We start from the raw sequence: 19,721 nt of genomic DNA, 5'->3' as shown, positions 1-19,721 counted from the left end.
AATCATCGTATAGAAACATTCTTCCTTCTTCATTTCATTGTACCGAATAAAAACTAAAATTTCTCTAAGACTTTCGACTGGTTTTTTTACTGTTTTTCCACAAATTATGATAGGATACATAGTAGGAAGACAGGTGACATAATTTGAAGTATCAGCAAGTTGAAACAGCTTTTTTTATTGACCGCCCGAATCGGTTTATTGCACATTGCATGAAAAAAGACGGAGAAATGATTATCGCGCATGTCAAAAATACAGGCAGAGGAAAAGAGGTCCTGATACCGGGCGCTGAAGTGGCTATTGTATTTGCTCCTGGACCTAAAAGGAAAACCGACTATGATCTGATTGCTGTAAAAAAGAAGGGTGATTGGTTCAATATCGATAGTCAATTGCCTAATCAGTTAGCAACTGACGGTATTTTAGACGGCACGATCCTTTTACCAGGATTAACTGGTCCATTTACAGCATGCAAGCGGGAAGTAACTTATCTTCACTCCAAATTTGATATTTATTTGGAGACGGCGGCCGGACAAAAAGCATTTGTTGAAGTCAAAGGTATGACGCTTGAAAATAAAGCAATTGGTGCTTTTCCTGATGCGCCTACACTCAGAGGATTGAAACATGTTGGAGAATTAGCGTATGCCGCACAAGATGGTTATGCCGCTTATGTCTTGTTTATTGCTCAATTCGAACATCTTCATTTCGCAACGATCCATGAAGAAATGCAACCAGCACTAGCTGATATGGTTCGACATGCGCAGCAAAGTGGAGTGCAAATCCTCGCCTATAATTGTCAAGTAACGGCAGATGAGGTAACTGTCAAGCAGGCTATCCCATTTGATGTAGCTATCCCGTTTGAAGATCCTATACAATAGAAAGAAGGTAAAAAAATGATCAACTTAGGTATTATTGGAACAAATTGGATCACTCATCAATTTGTCCAAGCAGCTTTGAGCACAAAAAAATATGAATTGACAGCGGTATATTCTAGACATTTAGAAAAAGCACAGGAATTTGGTTCTCATTATGAAGGGGATATCGAATTTGCAACAGATTTGAAGACTTTTTTCAATATTGCTCATATGGACACTGTTTATATAGCTTCTCCAAATAGTCTTCATTTTAGTCAGACTAAGCAAGCAATTTTGGCAGGTAAAAATGTAATAGTGGAAAAGCCAGCTTTTTCGACGCCAAAAGAAATGGATGAAATCATCCATTTGGCAAATGAACACAATGTGTATTTTTTTGAAGCAGCAAGAAATATCCATGAATCAGGTTTTAAAAAGATTGCCGATTACTTACCATTAAAAGACGAGATAATCGGTGCAAATTTCAGCTATATGAAATATTCTTCGCGTTATGACCAAGTATTAGATGGAGAAGAACCAAATATCTTCTCGACTCATTTCTCAGGTGGTGCATTGATGGATTTAGGTGTTTACCTTGTGTATGCAACTGTCGCTTGGTTTGGAATGCCAAAAGAAGTCCATTATTTCCCAAGAAAGATTTCTACTGGTGTGGATGGTCTTGGATGGGGAATCTTGCGTTATGATACTTTCGATGTATCGATCCAACCAGGTAAAATCGGTGATTCTTATCTGCCATCAGAGATCTATTTTGACTCAGGAACGCTAGTGATGAATGGCGTCAATGCAATCGAACAAGCAGAGTTTCATGATCGGGTACACGAAGAAATCATTGACTTAGCAGTAACAGCTGCAGAAAATCCAATGGCAGATGAAGCAGAGGATTTTGCCAATGTCATGACTCATCCGAAAGATCCAGCTTGGGGATTATTGTATGAAGAGTGGATCGAGCTAGCTAGAAATGTGAACCAAGTGATTTATGATTTAAGAAAAAATGGTGGCATCAAATTCGATGCAGATAACGAGGAAGATTTTTAATGAACGAATTTGTACAAGTATTTCCCGAAAATTGGCAGAAAAATTATGAGAATAAAGGATTTATTACACCTTCTCTTATTCAACAGGCAGTTTTTCAGCCATTAAGCAATAAACAAAGCATAGTAGCCATCTCTCCAACAGGTTCAGGTAAAACACTGGCTTATCTTTGGCCGTTACTACTAAACGTAGAACCAGGTGAAGCAAGTGCGTTGGTTATCTTTGCATCTTCTCAAGAACTAGCTATTCAAGTAGCAGATGTTGCACGTGAATGGGGAAAAGACAAAGAATTGAAAGTCCAATCTTTGGTGGGCGGAGCAAACGTTAAACGACAAATTGAAGGTTTGAAGAAAAAACCAGAAATCTTGATTGGTACACCAGGAAGAATATTGGAATTGATGAAAGCTAAAAAAATAAAAGCACATCAAGTGAAAACAATGGTATTTGATGAAGCAGACCAGCTATTTGATGCGGGGAACAGCCAAATCATTGATCAGATTCTTCATCAAGCTCCGACAGAATATCAGCTAGCCTTTTTTTCAGCAACAGCAGATCGTTCCCTTGAAAGCATTGAAAAAATCACTGGGAAAACGTTTGAGACGATCGACGTGACAGCAGAAGATGATTCTCGAAAAGGCTTGAGACATTACTTTTTACGAGTGCCAATACGAAAGAAAGATGAATATCTAAGACGTCTCACTCACATAGAAGATTTTCAAGGTCTGATTTTCTTTAATCAACTGACTGAATTAGGTGTGATGGAAGAAAAATTGCTGTATAGAGGGGTACCTGTAGGAAGCCTGGCCTCTGATCAAAACAAGCTGCTCCGAAAAGCGGCGCTGGAACAATTCAAAAAGAAAAAGATCAGCGCACTTTTGACCACAGATGTGGCGGCTAGAGGTTTAGATATTACAGGACTTCCTTATGTCGTGAATGCAGAAGTGCCGTTAAGTGAAGAAGCTTACTTGCATCGTTCTGGAAGAACTGGACGAATGGGCAATGAAGGAACAGTGATCACACTCGTACAAGATAACAATTTAAGAGATTTGAAACGACTTTTACGTCCGACAAACATAACACTTGAAGAGATTTTTCTGCACGGAGGAAAGTTACAAACGGATCAACCAATCAAAGAAGATGTAGCTACCGCAGCGAATAACAAGTATAAGAAATCTTTTCCTGGGAAAGAACAAAATCCAGAGCATAACAAAAACAAATCAAGAAAAAAAGTTAAAAATAAATCAAAAAAAGAGAGAAATAAAGGAGCAAGGCGCAAATAAGCGCCTTTTTATGCTATGATTATGAAAACGGGAACAAAATTGGTTGCCAGAGGAGGGATTATGTGAAAGAACGTCAAGAAGAGATCTTGCATCTATTGACAGAAAACCAACAAGGATTGACAGCAAGTGATGTAGCTGAGCGCTTGAATATTGATCGAAGCAATGCAAGCCGATATTTAAGCGAACTGTATAAGGCTCATCATATTGTAAAAACCGCTGGCCGACCAGTCGTTTACTCCTTGCCAACGGAAAAATCAAAATCTGATGAAGTACATGTCGACTCTTCTACGCAAGTGACTTTTGAAACGCTCGTTGGAGAAAATGATTCTTTAAAAGTCAGCATACAGCAGGCAAAAGCAGCGATTCTTTATCCGCCGCGGGGGCTACATACCATTATTTTTGGAGAAACTGGTACAGGGAAGTCGATGTTTGCGGAATGTATGTATCATTTTGCAATCGAATCTGAAATGCTTTCAGCCGATGCGCCATTTGTTTCTTTCAATTGTGCGGATTATGCTCAAAATCCCCAACTGCTCTTTGGACACATCTTTGGGATCAAAAAAGGGGCTTACACAGGAGCAGCGCAAGACAGTCCTGGTCTAATCGCCAAAGCAGACGGCGGTATATTGTTTTTAGATGAGATCCACCGTTTACCACCGGAAGGGCAGGAAATGCTGTTTACTTTCATCGATAAAGGTATCTATCGTCCACTTGGAGAAAGTGCACAAGTACATGAAGCATCAGTTCAGATCATTGGGGCAACGACTGAATCTTCAGAAAGCTTCTTGACTACCTTCAACCGACGGATCCCTATGGCTATCACCTTGCCAAACCTTGCTTCGCGTTCATTGGATGAGCGTTATGAGATCATCTCTCTTTTTATCAAACAAGAAGCGAACCGTTTGAATCAACGTATCGATATCGAAAAAGAAGCGATTCTTGCCTTCATGCTTTATGATGCGGAAGGGAATATCGGTCAAGTGAAACGAGACCTGAAATTAGTCTGTGCAAAATCTTTTTTACATTACCGAACGCATCATGAGAAAAAGCTGATTATTCGAAAAGAAGAACTTTCCCTTCAAGTACAAAAAGGACTACTGAAAATCAAGGAAATACAAGAACGCCTCGACCGATTCATGGACAGTAAGAGCCAGTATTTGACATTTGAACCAGGGTTTGCTGATGTCGTCTGGTCACAAGATCCAGAAAGAAACATGCAAGTCTACAACGATATTGAGGAAAAAGTTACTTCTCTTTCTGAAACCGGTGTGGAGAACATCGATTTGGAGATGCTCATTTCAAAAGATGTGGATGCTTATTTTCAGACATATGTCAAAGAATTGACTAAAAGTTCAATCCCAAAAGATCTTTTGCCAGATGAAATCTGGCGGTTAACCAATCAATTGTATGATGTGGCTGAAAAACGGTTAGACCGTATTTATAATGAAAAAGCTCGTTTTGCTTTTGCTTTGCATTTGCAAAGTACATTGGATCGTGTGAGAGAAGGACATATGATTGTCCATCCAGATTTGAATAATGTACGAAAAAATTTTAAGAGGGAATTCCAGGTAGCAATCGATCTTTCGACAATCATCGAAGAAGAAGAACAAGTCGAGATTCCTTTTGATGAAATTGGCTTTATCAGTATGTTTCTTTCTATCAATTTAGGAGAAAGTGAGCCCGTTAAAGAAAACAAAGTAGATGTTCTTGTACTAATGCACGGCAGACAGACCGCTTCAAGTATGTTGGAGATGGCGCAAGAACTATTAGGAACAAAAGTAGGGAAAGCTTTTAATATGCCACTGGTTATGGAAGTTCAAACAATGTATGAAGAGGTACTACAATATGTCAAAAATTATCAGGGGCATTTGACGAATGGCTTGCTTTTGTTAACAGATATGGGATCATTAAACACCTTCAGTGATTTGATTTATGAAGAGACTGGCATTCGGACGAAAGCTATCACAATGACAAGTACGATGATTGTGATAGAAGCGATACGGATGGCAAGTGTTGGAAGAAGCTTAGAAGACGTCTATCAAAATATTCAGCTCTCCTTTGAATCAATCGTACGTGATCAGTTCAAAGCGGAAAAATCTGAAACTTTACAGCGTAAAAAAGCCGTCATCGTGACATGCTTTACTGGTGAGGGAGTAGCTGCCAAATTGTATCAACGGATTATGCCGGTGATTAATCAAGACAAAGTAGAACTGATCCAGATGCAGTTTTTAGAACGCGAATCATTCAAAAAACACATTGATGCCTTATTGGAAGAATACGAGATCAAAGCAATTGCAGGAACGGTTGACGTTGATTATCAAAATATCCCATTTTTTTCCGCCTATGACGTTTTTGATGATGAAAAATTGAATGTTTTAAAGCGTATAGCTGATGATGAGATTCCAACAGCTAAAATTGTTGATTCGCTTTCAGGATCATTAAGTGATGTCTTTTCTATTGATGAATTGATCCGCTCATTGCAAAAAACAGTTCAGCAGATCCAGACAGATTTGTCGATTATCGTAGAACCAGGAGTAGATACTGGAATTGTCATCCATTTAGCCTTCATGCTAGACGGATTGATCAAAAAAGAAACGCATCGGCAATTTGAGAAACTATCTATTTTCTCAAAAATTTACCGTTTGGAAATGGATATCATTCGAGCAAACTTGATGGCACTGGAACGGAAATATCAGGTAAAAATTTCAGAAGATGATATCGCGTTTCTTACACAAATGTTTCTTGAAAACAAAATAAAAAAATAAACACACTAATCATACTGTTTACACACTGGATATCAGTGTGCGCACTATATAAAAGAGCTAAAAAGCATGAAAACGCTATTTTAGCTCTTTTTTTCTTGGCATGCTTCTTGCATTATATAAAAGTGTAAAAAAAATAAAAGGAGTGTTAAAAATGGCAAAAAAAACAATTATGTTAGTTTGTTCAGCAGGGATGAGTACGAGTTTATTGGTCACAAAAATGCAAAAAGCAGCGGAAGAAAAAGGAATGGAAGCTGATATTTTTGCTGTTTCTGCCTCAGATGCAGATAATAATTTAGAATCTAAGAATGTCGATGTTTTATTATTAGGTCCTCAAGTACGTTTCATGAAAGCTCAATTCGAACAAAAACTTGCGCCTAAAGGTATTCCGTTAGATGTCATCAATATGCAAGACTATGGCATGATGAATGGAGAAAAAGTACTTGCACAAGCAGAAAATCTAATGAAATAAATCAAGTATGCAGTTGGGGGATAACAACGTGGAAGATCAACAAAATCTAGAAGCCATCATGGGACTCATCATGTTTGGCGGTAATGCAAAGAGCGACGCAATGGAAGCGATTGCGGCTGCTAAAATCGGTGATTTCGAGTTAGCTGATAGAAAAATCGCTGATGCAGAAGAATCACTTATACAAGCACATCATGCACAAACAGACATGTTGACACAAGAAGCACAAGGAAATCATATGCAAGTGACGTTATTGACTGTTCATAGTCAAGATCATTTAATGACGTCTATTGCGTTTACTGATTTAGCAAAAGAAATCATCGAACTTTATCGTCGCGTATACAGCGAATAAATACAACTTCTTTTTTGAACGGAAGAAGAAAAATTTTTGAACGGATTTTTTATTTTGTTATAAAGAGAACTCTCTTTATATAAAAAACTTATAGGAGGAAGTAAAAAATGAACGGACTAACAAGTTGGATGGAGAAATACATCCTGCCGGTTGCCGCAAAAATCGGAGCGCAAAAACATTTAGTTGCTTTGCGTGATGCTTTTATCGGCACACTGCCCGCAACAATGGCGGGATCAGTCGCTGTAATGATCAATGCAATTATTCGAGATTTACCGCAACAGTTTAACAGTACCTACGCTGACAGTTTAGCAGCAGACAAAGGAATCTTTGCCGTATTGAATGTCATCATCGGAATCAATGGTTTTGTCTGGAACGGTACACTAGCAATCGCCGGATTGATTTTTGCCTTTTCTTGGGGGTATAATCTTGCCCGAGCTTATGGAGTAAATGATCTAGCTGGGGGGGTCGTTGGTCTAGCTACCTTGATTCAAGGTATTTCCTTTGGTCCAGCATTATCAGCAGCATTAGATGTGAATGTCCCTTCAAATGTCGCAGATGCAATCAATAGTTCTGAGATTGGTGCAACGATTGCAGATGGCACACTGTCAGTTGGATTATGGGGTTGGCTGAAACTAGATCATTTGAATGGAAACGCTTATTTTACAGTTATGATCATGGGGGCAATTTCAGTCATTATTTTTTGTAAATTGATGCTTGCTAACATTACGATCAAAATGCCTGATTCAGTACCACCAGCAGTATCTAAAGCATTTGCAGCCATTTTACCAGCGACGATCGCTTTATACGTCATTGCTATTATCAATTATATCGTAGGTCGTGTAGCTGATGGGCAACTAATCATTGATTTGGTACAAAAATATATTGCAGAACCATTCCTAGGATTATCCCAAGGGTTGGGAGCAGTATTGATCGTCACAGTGTTTGTTCAAGTATTCTGGTTCTTTGGTATTCATGGACCAAATGTATTGGCACCAGTGCTAGAGGGAATCTGGGGACAAGCACAACTAATCAATATTGATATTTTCCAAAAAGGTTATAACGGAAAAACTGGTACACCAGCCGTGTTAGACGCAATCGAAGATGGAAAAGCTTATATGTGGGTCCGTGGATCGTTCGATGCTTTTGCATGGTTTGGCGGATCAGGTGGAACGATCGTCTTACTGATAGCTATCTTGATTTTCTCTAAACGAGCGGATTATTTAACAGTAGCTAAATTATCCATTGGACCTGGTATTTTCAATATCAACGAGCCAGTGATGTTTGGTCTGCCGATCGTATTGAATGCCATCATGTTCATCCCATTCTTGATTGCTCCAGTAGTTGCGACAGCTATCGGTTGGTTAGCAACTTACTTTGGACTTGTAGCACCAGTTTCGCAACAAGTTACATGGGTAGTACCGCCGTTCTTATTGTCATTCTTAGCAACAGGAGCGGATTGGCGAGCACCAATCGTAACGTTGGTATGTATGGTCGTGACTTTCTTGATTTGGGCACCGTTTGTCATTTCTGCAAACAAAATGGACCCTGCCGCAGGCGAACAACAATAAGATGAATCTGAGGAGCGGGACGCTTTAAGTTTCGTTCCTCATAATGAATTTTCGAGGAGGAACTGAAATGATTTCAATTGCCAGTGCAATGCAACAAGATGCAATCAAAGAATTATTAGAAGGATACAATGAAGAAGGAATGACATTTACGTTTAAAGAAAAACAAGGAATCAAAATGTTCTTTGAAACAAGTGCAGAAGATCCGGAAGCTGCGGCTAAAAAAGCAAAGGAACTAATCAAAGCACAGCCTTGGGGAACAGTCCTTTATTTTCAGTCAACAGCTGTTTAAGAAAATGGTTCAAAAAGATAGGATGGTTGATATGATAAAAAACGGTTTATTTTTATGTAGTATTGGTTCTTTGATCGTGTTGTATAGTTTGAATCCACATTCGCAAAGGTATGATTTGTATAGTATGGTCACGGGTCTTTTCCTAACAGGATTAGGAATCTACTTCTTCATGAAGGGGAAAAAAAGAGAAGAAGCAAAGGAGAAAAATAACTAATGGAAATCACAAAAAAATTAAATATTCCAGCGTCGTTTTTTTACGATAAAGTTATGGATTCTGTTCTTTTCGATGTACGTAAAGCGACCGGCAAATCAGTGACCAGAAAACAGCTGAAAAATTTGGAGTACGTCAAACAATTCTCGCAAAATAACCGGGCTCGTATAAAAATCGAAGAAGTCATTGAAAACCAGTCTTATAAGTTTCGTACATCGACAACGAAGAATGAATTCGTTGTTCATTATCAAATCAAACCAGTAGACGATTCGACCTGTGAGGTTCATTACACAGAAAAAATGGAGTCTTATGGCATGCTTCAAAAGTTGAATGATATGCTTTTAGGAACGATCTTGATGTACTTTAAGCGGAGACGTTTCAAAAAAATGCTAGAGATGATCGAAGCAACGTATTAAACCAGTAAAAAAATGGTACTATTTAGTTATTGAAAAATGAAGTAAGCTAGAAGAGATTTTTCAGAGGAAGCGAGGTCTTTCCTGAGATTCCTCACTAGCTTTTTTGTAGGAAGGGGCAGCAAAATGACAAAACAAGTAAGAGAGCTAGGGGGATCTTCGATTGAGGAAATGTTTGCTTTAGCCACATATGCATTTAATGGGGCAGATACACCTGAAAGGAGAGAACGTTTTCGTACACTTGCGGAGAATTCCTGGAATTACGGTTTTTTTGATGAGGAGGATCGGCTAACAAGTCAAGTCATGGCGACTCCTTTTCCAGTGAATTTTTACGGACAAGAGTATTTAATGGCCGGTATTGGCTATGTTGCTTCTTATCCTGAAGCAAGGGGACAAGGCGGAATCAATCAGATCATGGAAAAGATCCTTGAAGATTGCCGTGATCGTAAAGTAAGCTTATCTTATCTGGCGCCATTCTCCTATCCCTTCTATCGGCGCTATGGCTATGAACAATCGTTTGATAAAATCAGTTATCAACTAAACAGTCGTGACGTGCCGTTTACCAAAAAAAAATCTGGCAAGATGAAGCGTATGAATTTCGAAGATGCAAAAGCTGCAATCAAACGAATTTATGAACAGATGCCTGAAAACCAACGAGCTGGTCTGAAGCGCGAAGACTGGTGGTATACGTATAAATTCAAGCAAAAAGGTAATTACCAGTTTGCTTTGTATTTTGATGAGACTGGGGAAGCAACGGGCTATGTCGTTTACCAGCTTGCAGCGTCTTCCTTTATTATTGTGGAATGGGGATTTTTGAATCATGATGCCTTTTGCAGCCTTGTCCGCTTTGTAAGTTCCCATAACGGTGCTTTTGAAACATTTGAATATTCATGTGGCTACGGTGGCAATGATCAAAATTATCTATTAGCAAATCCATTTGCTTCTGTAACGATCACACCTTATATGATGGCGAGGATCGTAGATATTTCTTTGTTTTTGGAAAAATATCCATTTAGAAAGAAACAAGCTGCCTTTGCCCTTCAGATAGAAGAAGATCAGTATGCAAAATGGAATGAAGGAATCGTGGAAGTAACGATCAAAAATGGAAAAAACCATCTCTCAAAAGTAGAACAAACAGCATTACCGATCGTTCGCGGAAGTATCCAACATATCACACAGCTATTATTAGGATATCGTAAAGTTGAAGAGCTGGTATTCCAAGAGAGGATACAGGTGGCAAAAGAATATGAAGAAACGTTAAGCTCGATCTTGCCACAGCAACAGCCAATCCTTAATGACTATTTTTGATAAAAAAAGGGTGATGACAATATTTTTGTCACCACCCTTTTGTTTTTTCGTTTGGCATTTGAAGGAAAATGTTAAAGTAAATCCTCTTTTTTCGTAAATTTGAATTTTTTGTTTTCTTTTGTTTTAGGGTTTTCTTTTTTGTGGTCTTGGATTGCTTCTTTCGTAATCTTTTCCCGATTTTTTTTAGATGAATCTAAGCGTTCGGCATATACTTTTTCTTTTGGCTTATCATTCATTGGAAAGAACCTCCCTGTATTATTTCATTCTACTCCTAGTTTATCATCTGTTAAGAGCTAGTGGAAACGATTTGCCTAACTTACAAGCTGATTTTTTTAGCAGATAAGCTTGCAAGTAAAAAACAAACAAGCTACAATTGATTTATTGAAATTGTTCCTGTAGCTCAGTAGGATAGAGCAATCGCCTCCTAAGCGATAGGTCGCTGGTTCAATTCCAGTCAGGAACGTACAAATAACCCCTGTATCCTTTGTGATACAGGTTTTTTTATTTTAAAACAACGAAAATTAAATATTTTATAATTAAAAAAACTTCATTTTTTATTGATATAAGGGTATAATTTTTATTGAAGGAAGGTGATAAAAAAACATTTTCATTAAAACGGAAAGTAAAAAATAAAAATAAAAATGAAAGAGGGAGAAAAATTAAAAAAATGGATTCTTAGCGCTACATTGATTATTTTACTTAGGGCTTTCGCAGATGTAAGGGTAATAGAACAAAGTGGTTTTACTGGTAGGCGCGTAGCTTTTCCAATGCTATGAAGCTAGAGCCTTTCTAGTGGGCATAAGTATGTTTGACTTCTTATGCTAATCTGGACACATAATGTACAGGCGCACTACATAGAGAATCACGAAAGTGGGATAGTACTAAGTATAGTTGATACAAACAGCACTTCACAGCTAGAATAATTGGAAAGTCAGAAGTTTTTTGTTCGATTTGAAATACCTAGTTAGTTTGAATACGTACATAAAGAATCTTCTTATTTAGCACTTAATAAAAAATATAAAAAACATTTAAAAGAGAAATCAAAGGTTTTCTCAATCTTTGATAAAAAAGGAGGAAGTAGAAAATGAAAAAAGCAAAATTGATACTTAGCACAATCGTCTTGACATCTTTAAGTAGTGGGTTTTTAGGGAGTGGGACGGTGGATGCCAGTGCATATAATAATAAAGTTGTTTCGCTTCGAGCTGCTAGTGACACAACGCTTACTGTGTCACGCATACCTTATAATCCTATTCTATATTTTGAAATTGGAATGGAAAATTATAATCAATCTGACTCAACCCAACGTTGGGTAATGGAGTACAATGCAAATGCCGGTGGTTATTATATCCGGGAGCAGATTCCGGGAGGTATGAATTCTAGTCCGAATTATATTTGGAGGGATAGCAGGGGAGGAGGCTTTGTGGACTTCTCGAGTAACAGAGAGAATGTAGGGACTCTGTGGAAGTTACATTCAGCCGGACAGAACTCGTTGGGAAATATATTTTTTATAGAAAATATGTCAAGCGGGACCTATTTGAATTGGAGCAGAGGAGGTCATACTGATCTGGGGGTGTTTTCTACTGCATTTGATTGGAATCGTGAGCAAAGATTCATTGTGCAAGTTGAAGGAGAAGTTTAAAAGATAAAATGGAAGTACACTAATACATTCAATCTTTTTGACTTATATCTAGAGAGTGGGGCAATAATCAGATTTTTTTCTGACTATTGTCCCACTCTCTTTTTTATATGTTTTTTTTATTTTATTTGTGCTAACAAGATTTTGCTCAAGCCCAATCTCCATTACGGAAAATCGGTACTGTAGAACCGTCTTCGCGGATTCCATCGATATCCATCTTGTCAGATCCTACCATGAAATCTACGTGGGTTTGACTTCTATTCAAACCAGCTTCTGCTAATTCCTCGTCGGACATTTCTGTACCGCCTTTCACACTGAAGGCATAAGCAGACCCTAAGGCTAAATGGTTCGATGCGTTTTCATCAAATAATGTATTGAAGAAAATGATACCAGATTGAGAAATAGGGGAAGGGTCGGGAACAAGTGCCACTTCTCCTAGACGACGCGCACCTTCATCGGTATCAAGCAATTTTGCTAAGACATCTTCGCCTTGTTCGGCAGAAAAGTCAACTACTTTTCCATCTTTGAAAGTAAATTTCATACCAGAGATGATCGTACCAGCATAACTTAGCGGTTTTGTGCTTGAAATATACCCATCTACTCGATGACTGTCAGGTGCGGTGAACACTTCTTCTGTTGGCATATTTGCCATGAATTTTTTTCCTCGAGCATTGTAGCTTCCAGCACCTTCCCAAAGATGGTTTTTAGGCAATCCAATGATGATATCCGTACCAGGAGCAGTGTAGTGCAGGGCAGAAAATTGTTCTTGATTCAATTCTTCTGCTTTTTTTGCTAATTTCTCATCGTGTTTTTTCCATGCTAAAACAGGGTCTTCTTCGTAGACACGAGTTGTTTTGAAAATTTGATCCCATAATGCATCAACTTGTTCTTCTTCTGGCAGATCTGGAAAAACTTTTGCTGCCCATTGTTTACCAGCAGCAGCTACAACAGTCCAACTGACTTTATTTGCCTGAGTTGCCTTGCGCAAATTCATTAGTGCTTTACCGGCAGCTGCTTGATAAGATGCTACTCGTTGGCTGTCTACACCGGCAAACGCATCAGGGTCGGCAGAAACGACACTGATCCTGCTTGCTCCTTTTTCAAGCCATTCATCCGCTTGATCGATTTTAGATTGTGGCACATTCTCAATACGATCTGTTGCTGCATGTAAAAGAAATTCTCTTTGAATCTGATCATCCGTCCATTGAACGATGACTTCAGCAGCTCCTAATTTGTAAGCTTCTTGTGTGATCAAGCGAGCAAGGGGTGCTTGGTCCACACTGATCTGTAAAACGACTGTGTGACCTTTTTCTGTGGCCACGCCAGTTTCTGCAATTAAGCGTGCATATTTTTTTAGAAGTTCATTAAAATCGGATAACATAATAAAAATTCCTCCTCACCATTTTTTCTGGTAACTATTAGCATGATACCATTTAATCATGATTCAAACAATGTAGCTTTAAATAAAAAAAGGAGGTTATTTTTTTATGGTTGCGTTTCACATTCTATGACACGACTTGCTATTTTAGCTTGTGAAGAAAATCGAAAACTAATTTTGCATATCAAAAAAAACATGTTACAATAAAATTAATCAATGGTGGAAGCGTTATAAAAAAATTGAGGAGATTAAAAAAATATGGCAAGAAAAAAGACGATTACTAAAGAACAGATTTTGGCAGCTGCTTATGAAGTAGCTGCCACCGAGGGATTTACACGATTTACTGCGAGAAACATCGCGAACAAAATGAATTGTTCCACGCAGCCGATCTATCTTGAGTTCAAGAATATGGATGATTTGAGACAAGCACTTTTTGAACAAATCTATGATTATTTGCAATATGAAGTGTTTCCAGTTGAGCATACAGGGAATACGATTATCGATCTTGCTTTTAATTATATCCATTTTGCAAGAAGAGAGAAGAAGTTGTATCGTTCACTGTACTTAGAAGAATATGGTGGAGGAAAAGAGATGCAAAATTTCTCTTATACTTACTTTGTGAATACAGTGAAACGGGACCCAACCTATGCGGATCTTTCAGAAGAGCAGATCGAATCCTTGCATAACGGTACATGGATCATAGCTACCGGGATTGCAGCTTTGATGTCTTCAAGCATTATCCATCCAACTGATGAGCAGATTGAAAAAATGATTCAAGACAGCATTGATGCAATCTTGAATCTCAAAGAACCAATCGAAATCGATTGAATATACTCAAGAGTTTCACAAATCAGTAGATAACAAGAGATGTGTCAACATAAGGAAAATTTCGTTTTTCTTACAGCGTATACATTTTTAACTCCCGAAGAACTCTTCCATAAATACAATAAAAGAGCCGTCTAGATTGATTCAATCTGGACGGCTCTTTTATATCTCAAGCATATTAAAGTTTTGCGACTAATTCTTTAGCGAAAGCTTCTAGATTCTCGATATCTTCTTCCTCAGCATTTAAGTCTACTTTTACATTTTCTGCGCCTTTTGATGCACCTGTTTTTCCAAAAGCAGCATCGAAGTCATCCACTGATTTACAGAATTCATCGTAAAAAGTATCACCAGATCCGCAGACGCCGTAGATTTTTCCTGATAGATCCAACTCTTGCAAGTCTTCATAAAAATCTACAATCTCATCAGGAAGATCGCCATCATCGTATGTATAAGTAGCTACGACGCAAATATCTGCCTCCTCGAATTCATCTGCATCTACTTGGGTACATTCGTTGATTTCGACTTCGATATCCATATTTTCAAATGCTTCTGCAACAATATCGGCGATTTCTTCAGTATTTCCTGTCATGCTAGCATATACGATTTTTGCTAAAGCCATGATGTGCCTCCTTGTTTAAAATTATTTAACAATTATGAATTATACCAAAACATCGTTGAAAAGAAAATAAAACCTAGAGACACATGGGAAATGTCATTTGGCTAAATGTATGCCGCTATGTTAAAATGAGAGAGATTTGTAAAAAGGAGACGAAAATATGATTACTTTAAAATCAGCACGTGAAATTGAAATGATGGCAGAATCTGGCGCTTTATTGGCAGATGTACATAAAAATCTGCGTGATTTTATCAAACCAGGCATAACAAGTTGGGATATTGAGGTATTTGTCAGAAACTATATCGAGAGTCATGGAGGAATCGCTGCGCAAATTGGCTTCGAAGGGTATGAATATGCGACTTGTATCAGTATCAATGACGAAATTTGTCATGGATTTCCTCGGAAAAAACCTTTGAAAAGCGGCGATTTGGTAAAAGTCGATATGTGTATCGATTTGAAAGGCGGCATTTCCGATTCTTGTTGGGCTTATGTAGTGGGAGAATCTACACCTGAGATCGACCGATTGATGGAAGTAACGAAGAAAGCATTGTACATCGGTATTGAGCAAGCACAAGTAGGAAATCGAATCGGCGACATCGGTCATGCGATCCAAACGTATGTAGAAGGTGAAAATCTAGCAATCGTCCGTGATTTTATTGGTCATGGCGTTGGTCCTACGATCCATGAAGAACCAGCCGTTCCTCATTACGGAGAAGCTGGAAAAGGTTTGCGATTGAAAGAAGGTATGGTCATCACGATCGAGCCTATGGTCAATACCGGAACTTGGAAAATGAAAATGGATCCTAATGGCTGGACTGCTTATACAAGAGACGGCGGACTATCTTGCCAATATGAACATACATTGGCTATTACTAAAGATGGCCCTAGAATCTTGACATCACAAGGAGAAGAAGGTACCTATTGATCCAGCCAATCAATAGGTACGGGAGAGGTACATGAAAGTTTGGAACAAAATAAAACAAAATGAAAATCTGATGCGCTTTATCGAGATGACTCAAAAGCGCATTACTGATTCAGAAATGAGTACGACCTCGGTTGTCGTTGCTTATTATTTACTCTTGTCTTTATTTCCATTGATTATTGCTTTTGGTAATATTTTGCCGTTTCTCCACATCGATCAAGAGACTGTACTGACCTATTTACGAGAAGTGATTCCTGAGACCGTTTACCAGTTTATTGGTCCTGCAATCAAGGACCTTTTGACACAAAGTTCAGGCGGTTTGTTATCCGTTTCTGCTTTGGCGGCCTTGTGGTCTGCCAGTCAAAGTATCAACGCTTTACAAATTGCGATGAATAAAGCGTATGGCGTAGAAAATAGAAAAAATTTTTTGATCGTTCGCTTCTTCTCGCTGATCGTAATCGTCTTGTTCATGATTGCCATTAGTGGAGTAACTATCGTTCTTGGTTTAGGACAGCTGATTTTAGATGCGATTCAACCGATTGTACAAATACCTGTGAACTTTATTGATCAGTTCCAAACGTTGAAATGGCCAATCACATTGGTGGCTTTATTTGTCATCATGTTCTTGATTTATTTAATTGTCCCTAATGCTCAATTGAAGTTGAAGACGATTATTCCAGGTACGATCTTCGCTACTGTCGGCTGGATGCTGTTATCACAAGTGTTTAGTATCTATGCCAGATATTTTGCAACGAGGATCAGCGGTTATCAGATCATAGGAAGTTTTATTGTCCTCATGCTTTGGCTTAATTTTGCTGCTACGATCATCATTTTGGGCGGAATCATCAATGCAGTTGTTCAAGAATACGTGACGGGACATCAAATCAAAAAACGTCGAGATCCAAGCCGAAAATGGTTCAATAAATTGAAAGCTAAATTTTCTCATAAAAAAAAGTAGAAACAAGAGTTCTTATTGTAAATTTATATCAGTAATTTATAATAATTGTGACTCTTAATTAAAGTAGGTGCCCATATGCTTGTTTCTTTTAGTATGGTTATAAGATTTTTTCTGACAATTTTATTATCACTGATATTAACACCTGTATTTAAAATCATTTCAGTACAAACGGGTATGGTCGACAAACCAAATGAAAGAAGGATAAACAAAGTTCCAATGCCTTCCGCAGGCGGACTGCCCATTTTTATTTCATTTGTTATATCGACTTTATTCTTATTCCGTAAAATCATTCCACAATCGTATATTGTGCCCATCTTGCTCGCTTCTTTGGTGATCATCGTTACAGGAGTACTCGATGACAAATTTGAGCTGACGCCTAAACAAAAGAGTGTAGGGATCTTGCTTGCCTCTCTTATTATTTATTTTGTAGCAGATATACGTATTGATTCCTTTACGCTTCCTTTTATTGGCTATATCCAATTAGGATGGCTTAGTTTCCCTGTAACGATTTTTTGGATCTTCGGTATCACGAACGCAATCAATCTGATTGACGGTTTAGATGGGCTAGCGGCAGGGATTTCATTGATTGGTTTAATCACGATAGGAATCATTGGGTATTTTTTCCTTCATGCTTCCACAGTGTACATCCCGGTCGTTATTTTCTGTCTTGTAGCAAGCATTATCGGATTTTTCCCGTACAATTTTTATCCGGCAAAGATTTATTTAGGCGATACAGGAGCGTTATTCTTAGGGTTCATGATGGCCGTCCTTTCACTACAAGGGCTGAAGAACGTAACTTTTGTTTCGTCAATTTCTCTACTGATCGTCATGGGCGTTCCGGTAACAGATACGTTTTTTGCTATCATTAGAAGAAAAGCAAACCGTGTTTCTTTTTCTACAGCAGATAAAAAACATCTTCATCACCGACTAATCAGTTTAGGATTTACTCATAAAGGTGCCGTCCTGACGATTTATGCGATGGCTTTGATGTTTTCTTTCACAGCTATGGTCATGAATTATACTGGAAGAATCGGAACGATTGTATTGATTATTGCTATGCTATTTGCTGCAATTTTATTATTTGAATTGATTGGTCTGATTAACGAGAAACATCAGTTCATTTTAAAAACATTGCGATTTTTAGGGAATAAAGAGTATCGTACGCAAGTAAAACAGAAATATTTGAAGAAATGGAACCGTCATATAGATGAATAACAAATTAAACCAGCCAATTCTTATTAGTATTGTAACGGCGAACAGTGATAAGATTTTTCGGACACTAGATAATTTTATTTCAACTGTAAAAGATGAAACAGCGATAAAAATTCGGATTTTTGACAACAACTCCCTTCCGGAATATAAAAGCAGACTAAAAGAATATGTGACATATCCGTATATCGAAATCTATTTTCATGATGAAAATTCCGGATTTGGTTATGGACATAATCACAATCTGCTGAACAGCGATTGCCACTATGGCATTATTTGTAATCCAGATATTTTAGTGGATGAAGAAACAGTTACAGCATTGGTGTTGTTACTGAAAGAACATCCCGAATGCGCGATGTTAGCACCTAAGATTCTTAATGAAGATGGGACCACTCAGCACCTCATCCGTGAGCGGCTGGCTGTTTTTGATTATGTTTTGCGCTTTGTGCCTTTCAAATGGGTCAAAAAAAGGTTTGATAAACGGCTGGCTGTCTTTGAATGCCGTGGCTTGCCCACTGATGTTGATAGTTATGTGCGAATGATCTCGGGCAGTTTTATGGTAGCTGATATTGATAAATTTAAAGAGATAAGGGGATTTGATGAGCGTTTCTTCATGTACTTTGAAGATAATGACTTGTGTTTGAGTTTTGAAAAAGCAGGTTACAAATTATTGTACACACCCTTTTATGCAGTCGTCCATTTTTATGGAAAGGGTGCACATCGAAATGCAAAACTTTTTCGTGTGTTTTTGACTTCTATGATGAAATTTTTCAATAAGTGGGGGTGGCGTTTTTTCTGATGAAACCAGAAATAGTAGTAGTAGTCGTGCTCTATCAGCAACTATTCAGCCAATCTCCAACTTATGGACCATTAAGCAAAGCACTTAGCGAAAAGCATATTCAGCTTATTATTTACGATAATAGTCCTCAAAGACAGCAAAATGAGCTGTTTGAAAAAGAAAACACCATTTACTATCATGATCCGCAAAACCCTGGATTAGCGGCGGCTTATAATTATGCGTTGTCTCAAGCAAATGAAAGAACACGTTGTATCGTTACATTGGATCAGGATACGAGGCTAGTCGACGACTATTTTGAAATCTTGCGTAAAGTAGCTTTTACAGATGAATGTGTTGCTGCAGTTCCGATGATTTTTTCTGGGGGACGGCAAGTTTCTCCCGTCTATTCGAATCATTATATCAATCGTACAGCACATGCAGTAGAAGTAGACGGTACGACAGCTGAAAGAATCATGGCAATCAATTCAGGTGTGGCATGGTCTGTCAAATTTCTAAAAAAGATTGGCGGGTTTAATCCTGCTTTTTCTTTAGATTTTTTGGACCATTGGCTGTTTTGGAAAGTGAATCAGTTGGAAAAAACGGTGGAGATACTACCAGTACGACTGGAACATGATCTTTCGGTATTAGACTATGAAAAAGTTTCAAGCAATAGATACCGTTCTATTTTACAAGCAGAAAATCGATTTTATCATGAATATGATCAAAGACATTTATCCAGTCACCGACAACAATTATTGTTAAGAACAGTTAAACAGTTTTTGACCGTCAAAAACCGGCATATCTGGCGGATGACTTTGCGCTCATATGTTAAGAATTGGAAGGTGTGAA

Annotated in this window: 21 protein-coding genes and 1 tRNA gene; 19 read left to right on the top strand and 3 right to left on the bottom strand. The window is 38.1% G+C overall.

Annotation, left to right across the window (positions count from 1 at the left end; translation table 11 throughout):
- The first annotated feature begins 143 nt into the window (after positions 1-143).
- From sfsA to IGK53_RS09075, 11 genes are all read left to right on the top strand, one after another.
- Positions 144-872 (top strand): DNA/RNA nuclease SfsA, encoded by a 729-nt coding sequence (gene sfsA / locus IGK53_RS09125; RefSeq protein ID WP_002329028.1) that lies wholly within the window; start codon positions 144-146, stop codon positions 870-872.
- 15 nt (positions 873-887) lie between these two features.
- Positions 888-1,901, top strand: a complete 1,014-nt coding sequence (locus IGK53_RS09120; protein ID WP_002315401.1) for a Gfo/Idh/MocA family protein — start codon at positions 888-890, stop codon at positions 1,899-1,901.
- Positions 1,901-3,178 carry a DEAD/DEAH box helicase gene (locus tag IGK53_RS09115; RefSeq protein WP_002291838.1) on the top strand — a complete coding sequence of 426 codons (1,278 nt, stop codon included), beginning with the start codon at positions 1,901-1,903 and terminating at the stop codon, positions 3,176-3,178. The genes IGK53_RS09120 and IGK53_RS09115 overlap by 1 nt, the downstream gene beginning before the upstream one ends.
- A gap of 62 nt (positions 3,179-3,240) precedes the next feature.
- A complete protein-coding gene (locus tag IGK53_RS09110; protein WP_430604687.1) occupies positions 3,241-5,943 on the top strand; it encodes a sigma 54-interacting transcriptional regulator in 2,703 nt (900 codons plus the stop codon).
- 151 nt (positions 5,944-6,094) lie between these two features.
- Positions 6,095-6,412, top strand: coding sequence for a PTS sugar transporter subunit IIB (locus IGK53_RS09105; RefSeq protein ID WP_002286606.1), 318 nt, complete (start codon positions 6,095-6,097; stop codon positions 6,410-6,412).
- Positions 6,413-6,440: 28 nt separating this feature from the next.
- Entirely contained in the window at positions 6,441-6,761 is a 321-nt protein-coding gene (locus IGK53_RS09100; protein WP_002286604.1) for a PTS lactose/cellobiose transporter subunit IIA, read from the top strand.
- 107 nt (positions 6,762-6,868) lie between these two features.
- Positions 6,869-8,329, top strand: coding sequence for a PTS sugar transporter subunit IIC (locus IGK53_RS09095; protein WP_275345233.1), 1,461 nt, complete (start codon positions 6,869-6,871; stop codon positions 8,327-8,329).
- A 67-nt stretch (positions 8,330-8,396) separates the two neighbouring features.
- Positions 8,397-8,618, top strand: coding sequence for a hypothetical protein (locus tag IGK53_RS09090; RefSeq protein ID WP_002292901.1), 222 nt, complete (start codon positions 8,397-8,399; stop codon positions 8,616-8,618).
- Positions 8,619-8,649: 31 nt separating this feature from the next.
- Positions 8,650-8,832 carry a DUF3188 domain-containing protein gene (locus IGK53_RS09085; RefSeq protein WP_002286596.1) on the top strand — a complete coding sequence of 61 codons (183 nt, stop codon included), beginning with the start codon at positions 8,650-8,652 and terminating at the stop codon, positions 8,830-8,832.
- Positions 8,832-9,245, top strand: coding sequence for a DUF3284 domain-containing protein (locus tag IGK53_RS09080; protein WP_002315398.1), 414 nt, complete (start codon positions 8,832-8,834; stop codon positions 9,243-9,245). Before IGK53_RS09085 ends, IGK53_RS09080 begins: the two co-directional genes overlap by 1 nt.
- A 123-nt stretch (positions 9,246-9,368) precedes the next feature.
- Positions 9,369-10,550, top strand: coding sequence for a GNAT family N-acetyltransferase (locus IGK53_RS09075; protein WP_002329030.1), 1,182 nt, complete (start codon positions 9,369-9,371; stop codon positions 10,548-10,550).
- Between the two features lie 71 nt (positions 10,551-10,621).
- Here IGK53_RS09075 and IGK53_RS09070 read toward each other — a convergent pair whose 3' ends face one another.
- A complete protein-coding gene (locus tag IGK53_RS09070) occupies positions 10,622-10,786 on the bottom strand; it encodes a hypothetical protein (RefSeq protein ID WP_002286676.1) in 165 nt (54 codons plus the stop codon).
- Positions 10,787-10,939: 153 nt separating this feature from the next.
- Between IGK53_RS09070 and IGK53_RS09065 the strand changes: the two genes are divergently transcribed.
- Positions 10,940-11,013, top strand: a tRNA-Arg gene (locus tag IGK53_RS09065).
- Between the two features lie 621 nt (positions 11,014-11,634).
- Positions 11,635-12,189: a hypothetical protein gene (locus IGK53_RS09060; RefSeq protein ID WP_002329031.1), complete on the top strand. Its 555-nt coding sequence runs from the start codon at positions 11,635-11,637 to the stop codon at positions 12,187-12,189.
- A gap of 145 nt (positions 12,190-12,334) precedes the next feature.
- Here the strand turns inward: IGK53_RS09060 and IGK53_RS09055 are convergent, their stop codons facing one another.
- Positions 12,335-13,567, bottom strand: coding sequence for an aminopeptidase (locus IGK53_RS09055; protein ID WP_002329032.1), 1,233 nt, complete (start codon positions 13,565-13,567; stop codon positions 12,335-12,337).
- Between the two features lie 255 nt (positions 13,568-13,822).
- On the opposite strand from IGK53_RS09055, the gene IGK53_RS09050 reads away from it, so the two are divergent.
- Positions 13,823-14,392, top strand: coding sequence for a TetR/AcrR family transcriptional regulator (locus tag IGK53_RS09050; RefSeq protein WP_002315341.1), 570 nt, complete (start codon positions 13,823-13,825; stop codon positions 14,390-14,392).
- A gap of 175 nt (positions 14,393-14,567) precedes the next feature.
- Here IGK53_RS09050 and IGK53_RS09045 read toward each other — a convergent pair whose 3' ends face one another.
- Positions 14,568-15,008, bottom strand: a complete 441-nt coding sequence (locus IGK53_RS09045) for a flavodoxin (RefSeq protein ID WP_002292892.1) — start codon at positions 15,006-15,008, stop codon at positions 14,568-14,570.
- Between the two features lie 157 nt (positions 15,009-15,165).
- Here IGK53_RS09045 and map point away from each other — a divergent pair, with 157 nt between their 5' ends.
- The 5 genes from map (at position 15,166) to IGK53_RS09020 (ending at position 19,720) form a co-directional block, all read left to right on the top strand.
- Entirely contained in the window at positions 15,166-15,930 is a 765-nt protein-coding gene (gene map / locus IGK53_RS09040) for a type I methionyl aminopeptidase (protein WP_002292891.1), read from the top strand.
- Positions 15,931-15,961: 31 nt separating this feature from the next.
- Complete coding sequence (locus IGK53_RS09035; RefSeq protein ID WP_002329033.1) at positions 15,962-16,885, top strand: YihY/virulence factor BrkB family protein; 924 nt, start codon at positions 15,962-15,964, stop codon at positions 16,883-16,885.
- Between the two features lie 75 nt (positions 16,886-16,960).
- Positions 16,961-18,100, top strand: a complete 1,140-nt coding sequence (locus IGK53_RS09030) for an MraY family glycosyltransferase (protein WP_002329034.1) — start codon at positions 16,961-16,963, stop codon at positions 18,098-18,100.
- The gene (locus IGK53_RS09025; protein WP_002315339.1) at positions 18,093-18,893 is read left to right on the top strand and encodes a glycosyltransferase; all 801 of its coding nucleotides are present in this window, start codon (positions 18,093-18,095) and stop codon (positions 18,891-18,893) included. The genes IGK53_RS09030 and IGK53_RS09025 overlap by 8 nt, the downstream gene beginning before the upstream one ends.
- Positions 18,893-19,720 carry a glycosyltransferase gene (locus tag IGK53_RS09020; RefSeq protein WP_002315338.1) on the top strand — a complete coding sequence of 276 codons (828 nt, stop codon included), beginning with the start codon at positions 18,893-18,895 and terminating at the stop codon, positions 19,718-19,720. The genes IGK53_RS09025 and IGK53_RS09020 overlap by 1 nt, the downstream gene beginning before the upstream one ends.
- Position 19,721 lies beyond the last annotated feature (1 nt).

The sequence above is a fragment of the Enterococcus sp. DIV1224 genome (assembly GCF_050555455.1).
Taxonomy (GTDB): domain Bacteria; phylum Bacillota; class Bacilli; order Lactobacillales; family Enterococcaceae; genus Enterococcus_B; species Enterococcus_B lactis.
This window is presented reverse-complemented; position numbering and strand designations above follow the sequence as displayed.

Coding starts and splice junctions, on each gene's coding strand:
- IGK53_RS09120 (WP_002315401.1), top strand. CDS start 888: ATGATCAACTTAGGTATTATTGGAACAAATTGGATCACTCATCAATTT.
- IGK53_RS09115 (WP_002291838.1), top strand. CDS start 1,901: ATGAACGAATTTGTACAAGTATTTCCCGAAAATTGGCAGAAAAATTAT.
- IGK53_RS09105 (WP_002286606.1), top strand. CDS start 6,095: ATGGCAAAAAAAACAATTATGTTAGTTTGTTCAGCAGGGATGAGTACG.
- IGK53_RS09095 (WP_275345233.1), top strand. CDS start 6,869: ATGAACGGACTAACAAGTTGGATGGAGAAATACATCCTGCCGGTTGCC.
- IGK53_RS09090 (WP_002292901.1), top strand. CDS start 8,397: ATGATTTCAATTGCCAGTGCAATGCAACAAGATGCAATCAAAGAATTA.
- IGK53_RS09085 (WP_002286596.1), top strand. CDS start 8,650: ATGATAAAAAACGGTTTATTTTTATGTAGTATTGGTTCTTTGATCGTG.
- IGK53_RS09080 (WP_002315398.1), top strand. CDS start 8,832: ATGGAAATCACAAAAAAATTAAATATTCCAGCGTCGTTTTTTTACGAT.
- IGK53_RS09075 (WP_002329030.1), top strand. CDS start 9,369: ATGACAAAACAAGTAAGAGAGCTAGGGGGATCTTCGATTGAGGAAATG.
- IGK53_RS09070 (WP_002286676.1), bottom strand. CDS start 10,786: ATGAATGATAAGCCAAAAGAAAAAGTATATGCCGAACGCTTAGATTCA.
- IGK53_RS09060 (WP_002329031.1), top strand. CDS start 11,635: ATGAAAAAAGCAAAATTGATACTTAGCACAATCGTCTTGACATCTTTA.
- IGK53_RS09055 (WP_002329032.1), bottom strand. CDS start 13,567: ATGTTATCCGATTTTAATGAACTTCTAAAAAAATATGCACGCTTAATT.
- IGK53_RS09050 (WP_002315341.1), top strand. CDS start 13,823: ATGGCAAGAAAAAAGACGATTACTAAAGAACAGATTTTGGCAGCTGCT.
- IGK53_RS09045 (WP_002292892.1), bottom strand. CDS start 15,008: ATGGCTTTAGCAAAAATCGTATATGCTAGCATGACAGGAAATACTGAA.
- map (WP_002292891.1), top strand. CDS start 15,166: ATGATTACTTTAAAATCAGCACGTGAAATTGAAATGATGGCAGAATCT.
- IGK53_RS09035 (WP_002329033.1), top strand. CDS start 15,962: ATGAAAGTTTGGAACAAAATAAAACAAAATGAAAATCTGATGCGCTTT.
- IGK53_RS09030 (WP_002329034.1), top strand. CDS start 16,961: ATGCTTGTTTCTTTTAGTATGGTTATAAGATTTTTTCTGACAATTTTA.
- IGK53_RS09025 (WP_002315339.1), top strand. CDS start 18,093: ATGAATAACAAATTAAACCAGCCAATTCTTATTAGTATTGTAACGGCG.
- IGK53_RS09020 (WP_002315338.1), top strand. CDS start 18,893: ATGAAACCAGAAATAGTAGTAGTAGTCGTGCTCTATCAGCAACTATTC.